Raw genomic sequence first — 14,938 nt, 5'->3', positions numbered from 1 at the left:
ACCGTGACCACCGCCGAGGGCCCATGACCACCCGGGACGCCGAGCGCCCCGAACACCGGGCGGCCCCGCGCGACACCCGGCCGGTCTCCCGGCAGATCCTCGCCCTGGCCGTCCCGGCCTTCGGGGCCCTGCTGGCCGAGCCGCTGTTCCTGCTCGCCGACACCGCGATCATCGGCCACCTCGGCGTGGCGCAACTGGCCGGCGTGGGGGTGGGGACCACCATCCTGCACACCGTGACCGGGCTGATGATCTTCCTGGCCTACTCGACCACCCCGGCGGTGTCCCGCTTCATGGGCGCGGGCAACCGGCGAGCGGCCATGGACCGCGGGCGCGACGGCGTCTGGCTGGCCCTGCTGCTCGGCCTCGCCCTCGCGGTGGCCGGCTGGGTCACCGCCGCCCCGCTGGCCGGGCTGATCGGCGCGGACGGGGCGGTCCAGGAGCATGCGGTCGCCTACCTGCAGTGGTCCATGCCGGGCATCCCGGCCATGCTCGGCGTGCTCGCCGCCACCGGCATCCTGCGCGGACTGCTGGACACCCGGACGCCCCTGACCGTGGCCGGGGTGGGCTTCGGCCTCAACATCGGGCTGAACTTCCTCATGGTCTACGGCCTCGGCCTGGGCGTGGCGGGGTCCGCGGCGGGCACCTCGATCGTGCAGTGGGGGATGTTCGCCGTCTACCTGGCCGTGCTGCTGCCCAGGTTCCGTGCCGCCGGGACCGGCCTGGCGCCGTCGTGGGCGGGCATGCGGGCGACCGCGCAGGTGGGCTCCTGGCTGCTGTTGCGCACCGCGAGCCTGAGGGTCGCCATCCTGGCCACCGTCATGGCCGCCACGGGACTGGGCGTGGCCACGCTCGCCGCGCACCAGCTCGTGTTCACCGTCTACTCCACCCTGGCCTTCGCCCTCGACGCGCTGGCGATCGCCGCCCAGGCGCTCATCGGCCGGGAGCTGGGCGCCGGCCGCAGGGACGAGGCGCGCGCCCTGACCGGCACCATGGTGCGGTGGAGCCTGTGGTTCGGGCTGGTCACCGGCCTGCTGCTGGCGGTGCTGGCCTGGGTGCTGCCGCCGTTGTTCACGCCGGATCCGGCGGTGCGGGCCGCCGCCACCGCGGGCCTGCTGGTGCTCGCGGCGTCGCAACCGGTCAGCGGGTTCGTGTTCGTCCTGGACGGCGTGCTCATCGGGGCCGGTGACGCCCGCTACCTGGCCCTGGCCGGCGTCGTGAACCTGGTGGTGTACCTGCCCGCGCTCGCCGGACTGGCGTGGCTCGCCCCGGGCGCGGCGCAGGGTGGCCAGTCCCCGGGCGCCGGCGTCCAGCTCGCGCTGCTGTGGGCCGGTTTCGCGGGCGTCTTCATGGGAGCCCGCGCCGTGACGCTCGGGCTGCGGGCGCGTTCCGACGCGTGGATGCGCACCGGCGAGCACTGAGGGCGGAGCGGCCACGGCCGGCCCGTTCCGGCGCCCGGCCTAGAATGGACGGGTGCCTGCCGCAAAAGCCCCCGTCGAGACCGCCGCGATCATGTGGAAGCCGATCCTCGTGCGCGCCCTCATCGCCGCGATCTTCGGCCTGACCACCATCTTCCTGCAGGAGCCGGGGCTGGGCGTGCTGAAGTACGGCCTGGCCGCGTACTTCGTGTTCTCCGGTTCGGGGCTGTGGGAGTACCTGCGCCGCGAGCCCGTGCCCGAGGGCATGCGCGGTCCGCTGTCCATCGCCGCGGCCGTGTTCATGGTCGGCGCGATCGCCCTGCTCTTCGCCGGCACGGCGTTCGTCGCCGGGCTGATCGCCGCGGTCGCGCTCATCGGGTCCGGCCTCGCCGAGGTGGTGGCCTGGGCGCGGTACCGCAGGGAGTTCGTGCCCGCGCGCGACCAGCTCTACACGGGCGGCGTCGGCATCCTGTCCGGCATCGGCCTGCTGATCTTCCTGCACCTGGACCCGCACGGGATGCTCGGCATCGTCGGCGGCGGGGCCATCGTCATCGCCGTGCTCCTGGCCATCTCCGGTTTCGGCTTCCGGCACGACGCCGGCCCGGCCGCCCGCGAGGCCGCCGAGCCACGGGCCCCGCGCAGGTAGGGGCCGGTTTCCCGGTGCGGGGTCGAGGGGTTTCTCTACACCCCGTAGAATGGACGGGTGCGCCGCGGCCCCGCACGGCCGCCGCACCGGAACCCGTAGACCAGGAGAACAGTTCGTGAGCACGCCCAGCACCGGCCCGCAGTCCCGGGACCCCCGTCAGCCCGGGGCCCGCAAGGACGAGGGCAGGCCCGGGTTCCTGGCGTCGATCAAGGGACCACTCGTCTTCTCCTTCGCCCTGGCCGTCGTCGGCGGCGGGGTCGCCCTGTTCACCGCCTCCGGAGGCTCGGACAACCCCCTGCGCGTGGACATCGGGCTGATCGCGTTCGGCGTCTTCTTCATCGTGTCCCTCGTGGTGGTGGCCATGCTGCAGCTGGCCGCCAAGGACAACCCGGAGCACCTGTCCCAGGGCTCCGGGGTGCACCGCTCCTCGGAGGAACTGCACCAGCAGGCCGTGGCCCGGCGCAAGGCCGAGGCCCGCCGCAAGCGCGAGGAGGCGGCCGGTCGCGCCGCCTCCGACGAGAGCCCCGGGTCCGACTAGGCCCTCCCCGCCTCCGCGCCGCGGCAGCGCCGGCCGGTATCGACGCCGTGGGCATCACCCGGCGGTGTGCCCACGGCGTCCCCGCACTACTTCTTGTGCTTCTTGGACTTCTTCTTGCCCTTGTCCTTCTTCGCCTTCTTGCCGGGTTTCGCACCCTCCCCGTCCGGGGCGCTGTCGCGGTCCGCGTCCTGCCGCACGTCCCGGTCCGCGGACACCGCACCGGTCTCCTCGCCCCCCGCCTCGGCCGCCCGGCGCGCCCGGTAGGCGCGGACATGGGCCCGGTTGGCGCAGTTGGCCTCATCGCAGAACTGCTTGGAGCGGTTGCGGGTCAGGTCCACGAAGGCGTTGTCGCACGCCTCCCCGGAACAGGTCCGCAACCGGGTGAGCTCCCCGGCCAGCGCCACGTCGGTCAGCGCCAGTGCGAAGGCGGTGGACAGCTCCTTCTCCGCGGGATCGCCCTCGCGTCCGGCGTCCAGGACCGCCGGGGTCCGGGCCGGGGAGCCCGGTGCCGGCCCGCCCGCCGAGTGCGGCGCCGTGGCCGCGGTGCCCGGCCTCTCGCCGTCGGGCCCCCCGGGCAGGATCAGTTGCACGGGGCCGGCGGCGGAGAGCAGGTGGTTGATGCCCGCCAGGGCGGCCCCGGCGTCCTCGGCAGCGGCATCGTGCCAGATGCCGGCAATGGCGGCCCGCAACTTGCGCACCGAGCGCAGGGTGGCACTGGAGGGGGGTTCGGCACCGGCCGGACGGGCCTCGCCGGCGTGGGGGGACACGTCGGCGAGGATGTCGGCCAGGTGTTGTTCGTCGAGTCGTTCGGGAAGGGTCTGGCCGCCGTGGTCACCGGCGGCGGTATTGGCAAGGGCTGCGGCCTGAGTGAGACGGCGCGTGGTGTGGGGGGAGAACATCTCAGCACTGTACTTTCGGTTGATCCTGTAGGACAGAATTCGTCCCCGCCACCGGCCGGTGGGAGGCGGAGGGTGCCCGCCCGGGGCCGTCCGGAGGGGCCAGCGGGGCGGGTCGGGGCCCGGCCCGGGAGATCATCAGTTCACTGACGACACATCCCGCCACAGGTGACGGGCGGTCCGGCGCGCTGGGGTATCTTTGCTCGGAGTCCACCCCGGCCCGCCCGTGGGAACACCCGGGTCGCGGTGCGGCAGTGCCGCCGCCGCCGCACACAGTCCAAGGAGCCTTGATGAGCACTGAGCAGAACACGTCCGAGACCAAGTCCGCCGGCCACGTCATCGTGGACACGCTGGAGGCCCACGGCGTGAAGCGCGTCTATTCGGTGCCCGGGGAGAGTTACCTGGACGTGCTGGACGGCCTGCACAACTCCTCCATCGAGAACGTGATCTGCCGCCACGAGGGCGGGGCTGCCTACATGGCCGAGGCCGACGGCAAGATGAACCCGGTCCCGGGCATCGCCATGGTCACCCGCGGCCCCGGTGCCGCGAACGCCCACGTGGGCCTGCACACCGCCTGGCAGGACTCCACCGCGATGGTGCTGTTCGTGGGCCTGATCCCCTTCGAGCACCGCGGCAAGGAGGCGTTCCAGGAGTTCGACCCGCAGCTGTGGTTCGAGTCCGGCGCCAAGCGCGTGATGACCCTCGACCACGCCAGCCGCGCCTCCGAGATCGTCGCCGAGGCCATGTTCGCCGCCAGCTCCGGCCGCCCCGGCCCGGTCATCGTCGGCCTGCACGAGGACGTCATCAAGGAGCAGATCGACGCCACGCTGCACCCCTGCATCCCGGTGGCCCCCGGCGGCATGACCGTCGAGGACTGGAAGTCGCTCCACGACGCGCTGCAGGAGGCCGACAAGCCGCTGTTCATCACCGGTGGCAACGACTGGACGACCGAGGGCGCGGAGATGCTCACCACGTGGCTGGAGGAGCACCACATCCCGGCCGCCGCCGAGTGGCGCACCGAGGGCACCGTGCCCTTCAACTCGCCGTCCTACGTGGGCCCGATCGGCTACGGACGCCCGAAGCCCACCTATGACCTGCTCGAGGAGACCGACCTCATCGTCTTCGTCGGCACCGTCCCGGGCGACGTCGTCACCGACGGCTTCACCATCCGCCAGCACTGGGACAAGAAGAACTTCCTGGTCACCATCGACCCGTCCCTGCGCGGCCGCTCGGGCCCCGTCTCCCACCAGATCGTGGCCAAGCCGGACGTGTTCGTGCGCGACCTGGTGCGCATGGACCTCAAGGTGAAGGACTCCTGGAAGGAGTGGACCGCCCGGATGCGCCGTGAGCAGGAGGCGTTCGCCGCACTGCCGCCGGCCGAGCCCTCCGAGGGTCAGGCCCGCATGGACACCCTCATGGCCAACCTGGTGCAGTCCCTGCCCGAGGACGCCATGATCACCCTGGGCGCCGGTGAGCACACCAACTGGGCGCACCGCTACTTCCCGACCAACTCCTACGCGGCCATGGTCTCGGCCCGCAACGGCTCGATGGGCTACTCGGTGCCGTCCGCCGTGGCGGCGTCCCTGAACTACCCGGGCCGCCGCGTGGTGACCATCGCCGGTGACGGCGAGTTCCTGATGAACGGCCAGGAGATGGCCACGGCCGCACAGTACGGTGCCACCCCGCTGATCATCGTCATGGACAACCAGGAGTACGGCACGATCCGCACCCACCAGGAGCGGGACTACCCGGGCCGCGTCTCCGGCACCCAGCTGAAGAACCCCGATTTCGCCAAGACTGCGGAGGCCTTCGGCGGCTTCGGCGTGCGGGTGGAGAAGGACTCCGAGGTGCCCGGCGCCCTGGAGGCCGCGCTCAAGGCGATCGACGACGAGGGTCGGTTCGCCCTCATCCACCTGATCGTCGAGCAGCGCGTCAAGGCGTACTGAACCCGAACGGTTCAGTCCTGGGCCGGAACGGTTCAGCGGACAGCAGGTGGAGCGGTACGGTGATCCCGTCCGCTCCACCTGCCGTCCACCGAGGTCCGTCCCCATGAAGCCACTGTCCGTCGTCGTCCACGTCAACGCCCCCGCCGCCGCCGTCTGGGAGGTGTTGACCGACCTCGAGGGCACCGCGCAGGTGCTCGGCGGGGTGCGCGGCGTGGAACGGCTCTCCGGGGACACCGGCTACCGGGTCGGCACCCGCTGGCGGGAGTCCCGGGTGATGTTCGGCCAGGAGGCCACCGAGGACATGACCGTCACGGCCGTCGAGCCCGGACGCCGGACCGAACTGCAGGCCGAGTCCCACGGCACGCGCTACCGCACTGAGTTCGAGCTGCGGCCGGTCACCGGGGGCGCCGTTGCCTCCCCGAGGACCCAGCTGGTGATGCGCTTCCAGGGCGAGCACGCGCACGGCGGTCGTGCGCGGAAGCTGCTGGGCGCCCTCACGGCGCCACTGGGGGTGGCCGTCTCCCGGACGGCGATGCGCCAGGACCTGGCGGACATCGCCGCCGCGGCCGAGCGCCGTGCCGGGGCCCGGACCGCCTGAGCGGTCCCGTCCCCGGTCAGGCCCGGGATGCCGGTGCGGGGAGGCGGTGGGTCGCGGTCGTCCCCCCGGCCCGCCGGTGGAGGACCCCGTGCGCACCCGCGGGTTCCCTGATCGTGACGCGGATCACGTTTAAGGATACGGTGAGGGGATCCCCTACCCCCAGGAGACCGCGATGACGTCCGCGTCCCCGGAGGCTCCGAGTGGAGCCGGCCATCCCTCCGTGCTCGACGCCCGCCCCCAGGTGCCCGGTGAGCAGGTCTCGCGCGTCGGGATGACCCGGTCCGCGCTGGACCTGGTGCAGGCCCTCCAGCGGGTCCACGGGCCGTTGATGTTCCACCAGTCCGGCGGGTGTTGCGACGGCTCCTCGCCGATGTGCTTCCCGGACGGTGACTTCCGCACCGGTGACGCGGACATCCTGCTGGGCACCTTCGACCTGCCCGACGGCACCGAGCTGCCGTTCTGGATGAGCCGCGAGCAGTTCGAGTACTGGAAGCACACCCACCTGACCCTGGACGTGGTCGACGGCCGGGGGTCCGGGTTCTCGGTGGAGGCCCCCGAGGGCAAGCGCTTCCTCATCCGCTCGCGACTGATGGACCCTCGGTGATCCCCAGGCTCGCGGCGCCCTCCTACCAGCGGCACGTGGAGCGGGCGCACCACGAGCTCGCGGCCCTGGCCGCCGGCGCCACGGCGGGGGACGCCGGGTCCGCGCCCGGGCTCCCCGCCCTGCCGCTGCCGGACGGCGGTCCGCTGCGGGAGGACGTGGTCCAGTCCTGGAGGCGGTCCCTGGCCGTCCGGGGCCGGATCGACGCCTCGGTGGCGCCCGCCGTGCTCGCCGACGACGACCTGCGCCATGCCCGCAGCGAGCACCCCCTGGCGGGGGTCCTGGCCGTCGTGCGCCGCCTGCTGGTGCAGCCGGCGACGGACGCCGGACTGATCGTGGCCCTGGGCAACGCCGCGGGCCAGCTGCTCTGGGTGGAGGGTGACCCGGCCGCGGCCCGGCGCGCCGAGGTGATGGGCTTCGTGCCGGGAGCGGACTGGTCCGAGACGTCCGTCGGAACCTCCGCCCCCGGGGCCGCCCTGGCCACCGGACGTCCCATGCAGGTCAGCCGGGCCGAGCACTTCCACCCGGTGGTCCACCCCTGGAGCTGCTCGGCGGTGCCGCTGCGGGACCCCGCGGACGGGTCGATCCTCGGCGTGCTGGACCTGACCGGCGGGGACGAGGCCGTCTCCCCGCTGGCCCTGCCGCTGCTGGCCGCCGCGGCCTCCGCCGTCGAACTGACGTGGCAGCGGACGGGAGCCGGCCGGGTGGCCGGCTCCACCGTCGTCGTGCCCGGCCGTGCGGCGCGCGGAGCGGGACCGGCGGTGCGTACCGCCGCGTCCGGCCGGGCCGCCTCGATCGGCGGCGAGGCCCCCGGTCCGGGTGCTCCCGCGCACGAGGACGCGGGCCGGGACCTGCTGCTGCGGGTCACCGGCGTGCTGCCGGCCCGGCTGGGGCGGGACGGCGCCGCCCTGCGCGAGGTGTCCGGCCGGCACGCGGAGATCCTCACCCTGCTGGACTGGCACGCCCCGGGCTGGACGGGGCCGCGCTCGAGGACATGCTCTACGGCCGGCGCGGCCAGGACGTGACCCTGCGGGCCGAGCTGCACCGGTTGCGCCGGATGCTGGCCGGATTCGCGGAGGGCGGGACGGGCCCGTCCACCCCGGGCCCGTCGGCCCCGGGCCTGGCCCCCGGGGCCGGCCGGGCCGGGGGCGCACGGGACGCCGGCCCCGTCGGGCTCGACTCGCGCCCGTACCGCATCAGCGGGCCGTTGCGCACGGACGCCGGCCTCGCCCGGGACGCGCTGCGCCGCGGTGACCTGGAGACGGCGCTGCGCTGCGCCGTCGGGATGGTGCTGCCGCGCTCCGAGGCACCCGGCATCCTGGAGATCCGGCGGGAACTGCACGCGGACCTGCGCGAGGCCGTGCTGCAGGACGCCGGTCTCGAGCAACTGTGGTCGTACCTGGGGCGTCCGGAGGCCGCGGGGGACCTGGACCTGTGGTCGACGGCGTTGCGCATGCTGCCGGCCGACTCGCCGCGCCGGGCGCTCGCCGTGAGCACGATCGAGCGGATCACCGCGGGCGGCTGACCGGCCGGGGGCACGCCCCGCGCGGATGCAACGTGGATGCAACCCCACTGTGAGTACCGTCACAGTCAGCGCAGGGTAGCGCCCGTTCCATCCCCGAGGAGTCGACATGACCGTCTACGCAGATCCCGAGACCACCGTCTACGCGAACCCCGGCACCGAGGGTGCCAAGGTCAGCTTCAGGCCCCGCTACGACCACTACATCGGCGGCGAGTGGGTCCCGCCGGTGAAGGGCCAGTACTTCGAGAACCCCACCCCGGTGACCGGACAGGTGTTCACGGAGGTCGGCCGGGGCACGCCCGAGGACATCGAGGCGGCACTGGACGCCGCCCACGCCGCGGCGCCGGCCTGGGGCCGGACGTCGCCGGCGGAGCGGGCGCTGATCCTGAACCGGATCGCGGACCGCATGGAGCAGAACCTGGAGATGCTCGCGGTGGCCGAGACCTGGGACAACGGCAAGGCCGTCCGCGAGACGCTCAACGCCGACCTCCCCCTGGCGATCGACCACTTCCGCTACTTCGCCAGTGCCATCCGCACGCAGGAGGGCAGCCTGTCCCAGCTGGACGAGAACACCACCGCCTACCACTACCACGAGCCGCTCGGGGTGGTCGGGCAGATCATCCCGTGGAACTTCCCGATCCTCATGGCCGTCTGGAAGCTCGCACCGGCACTCGCCGCGGGCAACGCGGTGGTGCTCAAGCCGGCCGAGCAGACCCCGGCCTCCATCCTCGTACTCGCCGAGCTGATCGGGGACCTGCTGCCTCCCGGCGTGTTGAACATCGTCAACGGGTTCGGCCTGGAGGCCGGCAAGCCGCTGGCCGCCAGCAAGCGCATCCGCAAGATCGCGTTCACGGGTGAGACCACCACGGGCCGGCTCATCATGCAGTACGCCTCCGAGAACCTCATCCCGGTGACCCTGGAGCTGGGCGGCAAGTCCCCCAACGTCTTCTTCGAGGACGTCATGTCCGCGGACGACGCCTATTGGGACAAGGCCCAGGAGGGCTTCACCATGTTCGCCCTCAACCAGGGCGAGGTCTGCACCTGCCCGTCCCGTGCCCTGGTCCAGGAGTCGATCGCGGACCGCTTCCTGGACGCCGTGGTCGAGCGCACGAGGCGCATCAAGCAGGGCAACCCACTGGACCCGGAGACCATGATGGGCGCCCAGGCCTCCAACGACCAGCTCGAGAAGATCAAGTCCTACCTGGACATCGGCCGCCAGGAGGGCGCCGAGGTGCTGATCGGCGGGGCGCCGGCAGAGGTCGACGGGGACCTGGCGGGCGGCTACTACGTGCAGCCGACCATCTTCCGCGGCACCAATGACATGCGCATCTTCCAGGAGGAGATCTTCGGCCCGGTGGTCTCGCTGACCACCTTCCGGGACTTCGACGACGCCATGGCCATCGCCAACGACACCCTCTACGGCCTGGGCGCCGGGGTCTGGTCCCGCAACGGGAACACCGCCTACCGGGCCGGGCGGGCCATCCAGGCCGGCCGGGTCTGGGTGAACAACTACCACGCGTATCCGGCGCACTCCGCCTTCGGCGGGTACAAGTCCTCCGGCATCGGCCGGGAGAACCACCTGATGATGCTGGACCACTACCAGCAGACCAAGAACCTGCTGGTGTCCTACGCCGAGGGCAAGCAGGGCTTCTTCTAGACCCGGCCCCGAGCCCGACCGCCCAGGACACCACACCCCTTTCCCTGCATCTAGGAGGATGCCATGAGCATGATGAAGGCCGCCGTCGTCGAGTCGTTCGGCAAGGACCTCACCGTCAAGGACCTGCCCATCCCGGAACCCGGGCCCGGCCAGGCGCTGGTGAAGCTGATCTCCACCGGCGTGTGCCACACCGACCTGCATGCCCGGGACGGTGACTGGCCCGTGCAGCCCACCCCGCCCTTCGTCCCGGGGCACGAGGGCGTCGGCATCGTCGAGAAGGTCGGCGAGGGGGTGACCGACGTGTCCGTGGGACAGATGGTCGGCAACGCCTGGCTGTCGAGTGCGTGCGGCAGCTGTGAGTACTGCCGGACCGGCTGGGAGACCCTGTGCGAGAGCCAGACCAACGGCGGTTACTCCGTCGACGGCTCCTTCGGGGAGTACATGCTGGTGGACGCGCGGTTCGCGGCGATCATCCCGGAGGGCGCGGATCCGTACGAGGTCGGTCCCGTACTGTGCGCCGGGGTGACCGTCTACAAGGGCCTGAAGCAGACCGAGGTCCGTCCCGGCCAGTGGGTGGTCATCTCCGGCATCGGCGGGCTGGGACACATCGCCGTCCAGTACGCCGTGGCCATGGGGATGCGCGTGGTCGCCGTGGACGTCGCCGACGACAAGCTGGCGCTGGCCCAGGAGCACGGTGCGGAGGTCCTGGTCAACGCCAACGTGGCCGAACCGGCCGAGGAGATCCTGAAGAAGACCGGAGGGGCCCACGGCGTGCTCGTGACCGCGGTCCACCCGAAGGCCTTCGGGCAGGCGATCGCCATGGCCCGCCGCGGCGGGACGATCGTGTTCAACGGGCTGCCGCCGGGAGACTTCCCGGCGCCGATCTTCGACATCGTCCTGAAGGGCCTGACGATCCGCGGCTCGATCGTCGGGACCCGCCAGGACATGGTCGAGGCGCTGGACTTCTACGCGCGCGGACTGATCCACCCCACCTACACGCGGCGTCCGCTGTCCGAGGTGAACGCGGTGCTGGACGAGATGCACCACGGCAAGATCGCCGGCCGCGTGGTCATCGACTACACGGAGGAGTGAGCCGTCCTGTTGACGATCCGCACCTGACCCGGACGGGCCCCGGCGCTATCGCCGGGGCCCGTCCCGGTGCGGGCCGTCAGGAGTGGTGGCGGGGCGCCCGCGTCAACCGGGGCCGGCCGGACTGCTGTTCGACACGGGGGCCGGGAGCGTCCAGTGCCACCCAGGGATCCACGAGCCCGCGGAACGCCTCGGGTTGCTCCACCCAGGGATAGTGGCCGCAGTCCTCGATCATCTCCAGTCGGGCTCCCAGCACGCGGGCGCCTGCACGGACCGGGGCATCGCCGACGAGGATGTCCTCCGTGCCGCCGATGACGAGCGTGGGAGGCAGGGCGGCCTGCCGGATGCGGTGCGCGGCGTCGTCCGGGATGTCCCGGGACCAGGCACCGGAGGCCGCGAGCGAGGTCGACCCGAGGGGTGAATGCTCCTGCTCCCGCCGGGTCCATCGCGCGTACCCGGCGGGGCGCTGGACCGGTGAATCGGCCTGGAAGCGGGCCTCGTCCTCCGGTGTCGGGCCGGCCAGCGAGGCCATGGCCCGGCTGATCACCGGCTCCGTGCGACGCCCGGCGATCGCCGCGCCGTCGTGCGCGGTGTCGGTGAGCCAGGTCAGCGACGGAGTGAGCAGTAGGAGGGAGCGCACGCGGTCCGGATGCTGGGCCACCGTGGCCAGCGCGAGTTGCGCCCCCGCGGAGTGGGCCAGCACGTCGGCACGGTCCAGCCCGAGGGCGTCGAGCGCGGCCACCACGTCACCGGCGTCCGCCCACCACCCCCGGGACAGGCTTCCGGTGGCCGGCGTCCCGCGCGGGTGCAGGACGGCCAGCGGCCGGGCCCCGGCCAGTCCGGCCAGGTCCTCGAGGTACTCCGGCGAGCGGCACGGCCCGCCCGGCAGGACGAGGACCGGCGGGCCGGATCCGGCGCCGAGGAGCTGGACGGCGATGCGCGTGCCGTCGTCGGCGACGGCGGAGATCAGGGAACCGATCTGTGCGGACTCCATGGTCGGCGTCCCTACAGGTACCGGCCAGCCAGCCGGGTCAGCGAGGACCGGATGCCGTTGGCGTTGTCCGCCGGCCGCCGGCTCAGTTCGTAGGCGCGCGCCACGACCGGCTTCGTCCAGGAGTAGTCGAAGGTCTCGGTGACGGTGGTGCTGCCGTCCCCCGGTCCTCGAACTGCCAGCGCCAGCGGTGCCCGCCCGGGTGCTGCCACTCCACCACGCGGTCCTCGTCCGCGGCGGTGGTCACCAGCCTCATCGTGTAGGGCAGGCCGAACTTGCGCATCGCCATCGTGAACTCGTCACCCACCGCCAGCCGGGTCGGCCCGGTCCTGGTGTACTGCACCGACTCCGAGCCGTCCACCTCGTGGTGCCGGTGGGGGTTGGCCAGCAGCGCCCACAGCTCGGCGGCGGGGGCGTTCACGGTGATCCGGTAGCTGACCTGACGGGGACCGGTGTCCACCCGTTCCGGCCAGGCGGCCTGGGGCGCGGACACCGGGAGGCCGGTCTCCGGGTTGGTCCGTCCTGATGCACTCTCGGGCTGATCGCTCATGGCCCCAGTCTAGGGACGGCCGCACTGTCCTCACCCGCGGTGTTCGCACGCTGCCGTCACCCGCCGCCGCGCGCACGCCGCCGGTGACGGGACCACCCGGGCTAGGGTGGGGCCGTCACCTCCACCGCCGCACCGTCCCCGAGGCACCGCCATGTCATCCAAGAAGCCCCCGTCCCCCGGACAGCCCGCCGCACCGAACCATCCGGAGGTCCGGCAGAACCTGGCGCTGGGGTCCTCCGGGGCCCGCCCGGAGGACCGGATGTCGGTGCGGGCCACGCTGCGGCGGCCGGGATGGCTGAAGACCGAGGTGCTCGCCGGGCTGGTGGTCGCGCTCGCCCTCATCCCGGAGGCCATCGCGTTCTCGCTCATCGCCGGCGTCGACCCGACGGTGGGGCTGTACGCCACCGCCGTCATGGCCATCTCCATCGCCTTCCTCGGCGGGCGACCGGCGATGATCTCCGCCGCCACGGCGGCCACGGCCCTCGTGATCGCCCCGGTGGTGGCCAGCCACGGCGTCCAGTACCTGCTGGCCACGGCCGTCCTGGCCGGGGTCATCCAGGTCCTGCTGGGCCTGCTCGGCGTCGCGCGGCTGATGCGGTTCATCCCGCGCAGCGTGATGACCGGCTTCGTCAACGCCCTGGCCATCCTCGTCTTCGTCTCCCAGCTGCCGGACCTGATCGGGGTGCCGTGGGTCGTCTACGTGCTGGTGGCGATCGGGCTGGCCCTCATCTTCGTCCTGCCCCGGCTCACCACCGCGGTCCCGGCCCCGCTGGTCTCGATCGTCGTCGTGACCGTGCTGGTGATCGCCACGCAGCTGGCGGTGCCGACCGTGGGGGACAAGGGCGAACTCCCGGACGCCCTGCCCTCCCTGCTCATCCCGGACGTCCCCCTCACCCTGGAGACGCTCGAGGTGATCGGCCCCTACGCGCTGGCCATGGCGGTCGTGGGGCTGCTCGAGTCGCTCATGACCGCCAAGCTGGTGGACGACATCACGGACACCCGCTCGGACAAGACCCGCGAGGCCCTGGGGCAGGGCGGGGCCAACGTCCTCGCCGGTCTCTTCGGGGGCATGGGCGGCTGCGCGGTGATCGGGCAGACGATGATGAACGTCAAGGTCGCCGGGGCGCGGACGCGGCTGTCCACCCTCACGGCCGGCGTGATGGTCCTGGTGCTGTCGGTGCTGCTGGAGGAGGCCGTGGCGATGGTGCCCATGGCCGCGCTCGTGGCCGTGATGGTCTTCGTGGCCTGGTCGGCCTTCGACTGGCACTCGATCCGGCCCTCCACCCTGCGGGCCATGCCGAAGTCCGAGACCACGGTCATGCTCATCACGGTGGTCTCGACCGTGGCCACGGGGAACCTGGCCGTCGGGGTGGGCCTGGGGGTGCTGGCGGCCATGGTGCTCTTCGCCCGCCGGGTGGCCCACGTGGTCACCGTGCACCGGGCGGTCCAGGACGGTCCCGACGGCGGCGCGACCGCCACCTACACGGTCGACGGGGCCTTGTTCTGGGCCTCCTCGAACGACCTCTACACCCAGTTCGAGTATCTCGAGGACCCGGAGCGGGTCGTGATCGACCTGTCCCGCTCCCACGTCTGGGACGCCTCCACCGTGGCCAGCCTGGACGCGATCACGGACAAGTACGCGCGGTACGGCAAGGCCGTGGAGGTCATCGGGCTGAACCGGGCGAGCGCGGCCATGCGGGATCGCCTGCGCGGCCGGCTGGCTGCCGGGGACTGACCCGCCGGCCAGATTCCTCCCCTCCGGGTCTTGGTCCGCACCGGTGACCGGCGGCATGCTGGTGGTGACCGGGCGGCCCGGGCCACCCGGTCGGGGGCTGGCGTGCCGTCAGTCACCCGAGCGATGACGGAGGCCGGTGGACCGATGGACGCGGTGCGGGAGGTGCTCGGCGCTGCGGACTCCGCCTGGGTCTATCCGCTCGGGATGATGCTGGTCGCCGTCTCGGCGGTCTTCCCGCCCGTCCCGAGCACCTCCGTCTTCGTCGCGCTCGGTGCGCTGTCGGCCACGGAGAACGTGCCCAACGGCTTCCTGCTGGTGGTGTCCATGCTGGCCGGCGCCCTGATCGGGGACGCGGCGACCTACGGACTGGTGCGGCAACGGGACGTGGCGAACTGGCGCCTGCTCAGCGGGGAACGGGCGCGGAAGGCGCTGGACGCCTCCCGGAACCGCCTGGACCACGGCGCGGTCTCCTGGGTGCTGACCTCGCGCTTCATCCCCTTGGGCCGGTTGACCATGAACGTGGCCTGCGCCATCACCCCCATCCCCTGGGGCGCCTTCATGCTCTACTCGCTGGGGGCGGGCATCCTCTGGTCCGCCTACTCCGTGGGCATCGGCGCGCTGTCCGGACTGCTGCCCGGGCTCTCCACGGAATTCACCGTCCTCGTGGCGATCGCGCTCTCGCTGCTCCTGGGCCGCGCGATCGGCGCCGCGGCCGCCTGGTACCTCCAACCGGAGGCCTGACCGCCCGGCAGGA

15 protein-coding genes are annotated in these 14,938 nt (G+C 72.7%); 12 read left to right on the top strand and 3 right to left on the bottom strand.

Annotated elements, in window-relative coordinates; translation table 11 throughout:
• The first annotated feature begins 23 nt into the window (after nt 1-23).
• The 3 genes from CITRI_RS0106965 to CITRI_RS19775 all read left to right on the top strand — a co-directional run bounded on the left by CITRI_RS0106965 (nt 24) and on the right by CITRI_RS19775 (nt 2,599).
• Nucleotides 24-1,418 carry an MATE family efflux transporter gene (locus CITRI_RS0106965; RefSeq protein WP_010143972.1) on the top strand — a complete coding sequence of 465 codons (1,395 nt, stop codon included), beginning with the start codon at nt 24-26 and terminating at the stop codon, nt 1,416-1,418.
• 52 nt (nt 1,419-1,470) lie between these two features.
• Nucleotides 1,471-2,061, top strand: coding sequence for a hypothetical protein (locus tag CITRI_RS0106960; protein ID WP_141565995.1), 591 nt, complete (start codon nt 1,471-1,473; stop codon nt 2,059-2,061).
• Between the two features lie 115 nt (nt 2,062-2,176).
• On the top strand, nt 2,177-2,599 hold the full coding sequence (locus CITRI_RS19775) for a hypothetical protein (protein ID WP_010143970.1): 423 nt from the start codon (nt 2,177-2,179) through the stop codon (nt 2,597-2,599).
• Between the two features lie 86 nt (nt 2,600-2,685).
• Here the strand turns inward: CITRI_RS19775 and CITRI_RS16725 are convergent, their stop codons facing one another.
• Nucleotides 2,686-3,498, bottom strand: a complete 813-nt coding sequence (locus CITRI_RS16725; protein WP_010143968.1) for a CGNR zinc finger domain-containing protein — start codon at nt 3,496-3,498, stop codon at nt 2,686-2,688.
• A gap of 287 nt (nt 3,499-3,785) precedes the next feature.
• Here CITRI_RS16725 and CITRI_RS0106945 point away from each other — a divergent pair, with 287 nt between their 5' ends.
• The 7 genes from CITRI_RS0106945 to adhP all read left to right on the top strand — a co-directional run bounded on the left by CITRI_RS0106945 (nt 3,786) and on the right by adhP (nt 10,911).
• Nucleotides 3,786-5,441, top strand: coding sequence for a thiamine pyrophosphate-dependent enzyme (locus tag CITRI_RS0106945; protein WP_010143967.1), 1,656 nt, complete (start codon nt 3,786-3,788; stop codon nt 5,439-5,441).
• Between the two features lie 103 nt (nt 5,442-5,544).
• Nucleotides 5,545-6,039: an SRPBCC domain-containing protein gene (locus tag CITRI_RS0106940; protein WP_010143966.1), complete on the top strand. Its 495-nt coding sequence runs from the start codon at nt 5,545-5,547 to the stop codon at nt 6,037-6,039.
• A 172-nt stretch (nt 6,040-6,211) separates the two neighbouring features.
• Nucleotides 6,212-6,643 (top strand): DUF779 domain-containing protein, encoded by a 432-nt coding sequence (locus CITRI_RS0106935; protein ID WP_010143965.1) that lies wholly within the window; start codon nt 6,212-6,214, stop codon nt 6,641-6,643.
• The gene (locus tag CITRI_RS16720; RefSeq protein WP_010143964.1) at nt 6,640-7,665 is read left to right on the top strand and encodes a GAF domain-containing protein; all 1,026 of its coding nucleotides are present in this window, start codon (nt 6,640-6,642) and stop codon (nt 7,663-7,665) included. Before CITRI_RS0106935 ends, CITRI_RS16720 begins: the two co-directional genes overlap by 4 nt.
• Entirely contained in the window at nt 7,635-8,165 is a 531-nt protein-coding gene (locus tag CITRI_RS20180) for a hypothetical protein (protein ID WP_010143963.1), read from the top strand. Before CITRI_RS16720 ends, CITRI_RS20180 begins: the two co-directional genes overlap by 31 nt.
• 106 nt (nt 8,166-8,271) lie before the next feature.
• On the top strand, nt 8,272-9,819 hold the full coding sequence (locus CITRI_RS0106925; RefSeq protein WP_010143962.1) for an aldehyde dehydrogenase family protein: 1,548 nt from the start codon (nt 8,272-8,274) through the stop codon (nt 9,817-9,819).
• Between the two features lie 63 nt (nt 9,820-9,882).
• Entirely contained in the window at nt 9,883-10,911 is a 1,029-nt protein-coding gene (gene adhP, locus CITRI_RS0106920; RefSeq protein WP_010143961.1) for an alcohol dehydrogenase AdhP, read from the top strand.
• 76 nt (nt 10,912-10,987) lie between these two features.
• On the opposite strand, the gene CITRI_RS0106915 is transcribed toward adhP, so the two are convergent.
• On the bottom strand, nt 10,988-11,902 hold the full coding sequence (locus CITRI_RS0106915; RefSeq protein ID WP_010143960.1) for an alpha/beta fold hydrolase: 915 nt from the start codon (nt 11,900-11,902) through the stop codon (nt 10,988-10,990).
• A gap of 82 nt (nt 11,903-11,984) precedes the next feature.
• On the bottom strand, nt 11,985-12,449 hold the full coding sequence (locus CITRI_RS16715) for a hypothetical protein (protein WP_237709007.1): 465 nt from the start codon (nt 12,447-12,449) through the stop codon (nt 11,985-11,987).
• Nucleotides 12,450-12,600: 151 nt separating this feature from the next.
• Between CITRI_RS16715 and CITRI_RS0106905 the strand changes: the two genes are divergently transcribed.
• Together CITRI_RS0106905 and CITRI_RS0106900 are read left to right on the top strand one after the other, a co-directional pair.
• Entirely contained in the window at nt 12,601-14,184 is a 1,584-nt protein-coding gene (locus tag CITRI_RS0106905) for a SulP family inorganic anion transporter (protein WP_010143957.1), read from the top strand.
• A 144-nt stretch (nt 14,185-14,328) separates the two neighbouring features.
• Nucleotides 14,329-14,925 carry a DedA family protein gene (locus CITRI_RS0106900; RefSeq protein WP_010143955.1) on the top strand — a complete coding sequence of 199 codons (597 nt, stop codon included), beginning with the start codon at nt 14,329-14,331 and terminating at the stop codon, nt 14,923-14,925.
• The last annotated feature ends 13 nt before the right edge of the window (nt 14,926-14,938 follow it).

Source organism: Citricoccus sp. CH26A (assembly GCF_000224415.1).
GTDB lineage: Bacteria > Actinomycetota > Actinomycetes > Actinomycetales > Micrococcaceae > Citricoccus.
Note: the sequence above shows the minus strand (reverse complement) of the source record. Positions and strands in the feature narration are given on the sequence as shown.

Bases quoted from the DNA above. Each gene is read 5' to 3' on its own strand.
- CITRI_RS0106945 (WP_010143967.1), top strand. From the start codon at position 3,786: ATGAGCACTGAGCAGAACACGTCCGAGACCAAGTCCGCCGGCCACGTC.
- CITRI_RS0106925 (WP_010143962.1), top strand. From the start codon at position 8,272: ATGACCGTCTACGCAGATCCCGAGACCACCGTCTACGCGAACCCCGGC.
- CITRI_RS0106940 (WP_010143966.1), top strand. From the start codon at position 5,545: ATGAAGCCACTGTCCGTCGTCGTCCACGTCAACGCCCCCGCCGCCGCC.
- adhP (WP_010143961.1), top strand. From the start codon at position 9,883: ATGAGCATGATGAAGGCCGCCGTCGTCGAGTCGTTCGGCAAGGACCTC.
- CITRI_RS0106900 (WP_010143955.1), top strand. From the start codon at position 14,329: ATGGACGCGGTGCGGGAGGTGCTCGGCGCTGCGGACTCCGCCTGGGTC.
- CITRI_RS0106905 (WP_010143957.1), top strand. From the start codon at position 12,601: ATGTCATCCAAGAAGCCCCCGTCCCCCGGACAGCCCGCCGCACCGAAC.
- CITRI_RS16715 (WP_237709007.1), bottom strand. From the start codon at position 12,449: ATGAGCGATCAGCCCGAGAGTGCATCAGGACGGACCAACCCGGAGACC.
- CITRI_RS0106915 (WP_010143960.1), bottom strand. From the start codon at position 11,902: ATGGAGTCCGCACAGATCGGTTCCCTGATCTCCGCCGTCGCCGACGAC.
- CITRI_RS16725 (WP_010143968.1), bottom strand. From the start codon at position 3,498: ATGTTCTCCCCCCACACCACGCGCCGTCTCACTCAGGCCGCAGCCCTT.
- CITRI_RS0106965 (WP_010143972.1), top strand. From the start codon at position 24: ATGACCACCCGGGACGCCGAGCGCCCCGAACACCGGGCGGCCCCGCGC.
- CITRI_RS20180 (WP_010143963.1), top strand. From the start codon at position 7,635: ATGCTCTACGGCCGGCGCGGCCAGGACGTGACCCTGCGGGCCGAGCTG.
- CITRI_RS0106935 (WP_010143965.1), top strand. From the start codon at position 6,212: ATGACGTCCGCGTCCCCGGAGGCTCCGAGTGGAGCCGGCCATCCCTCC.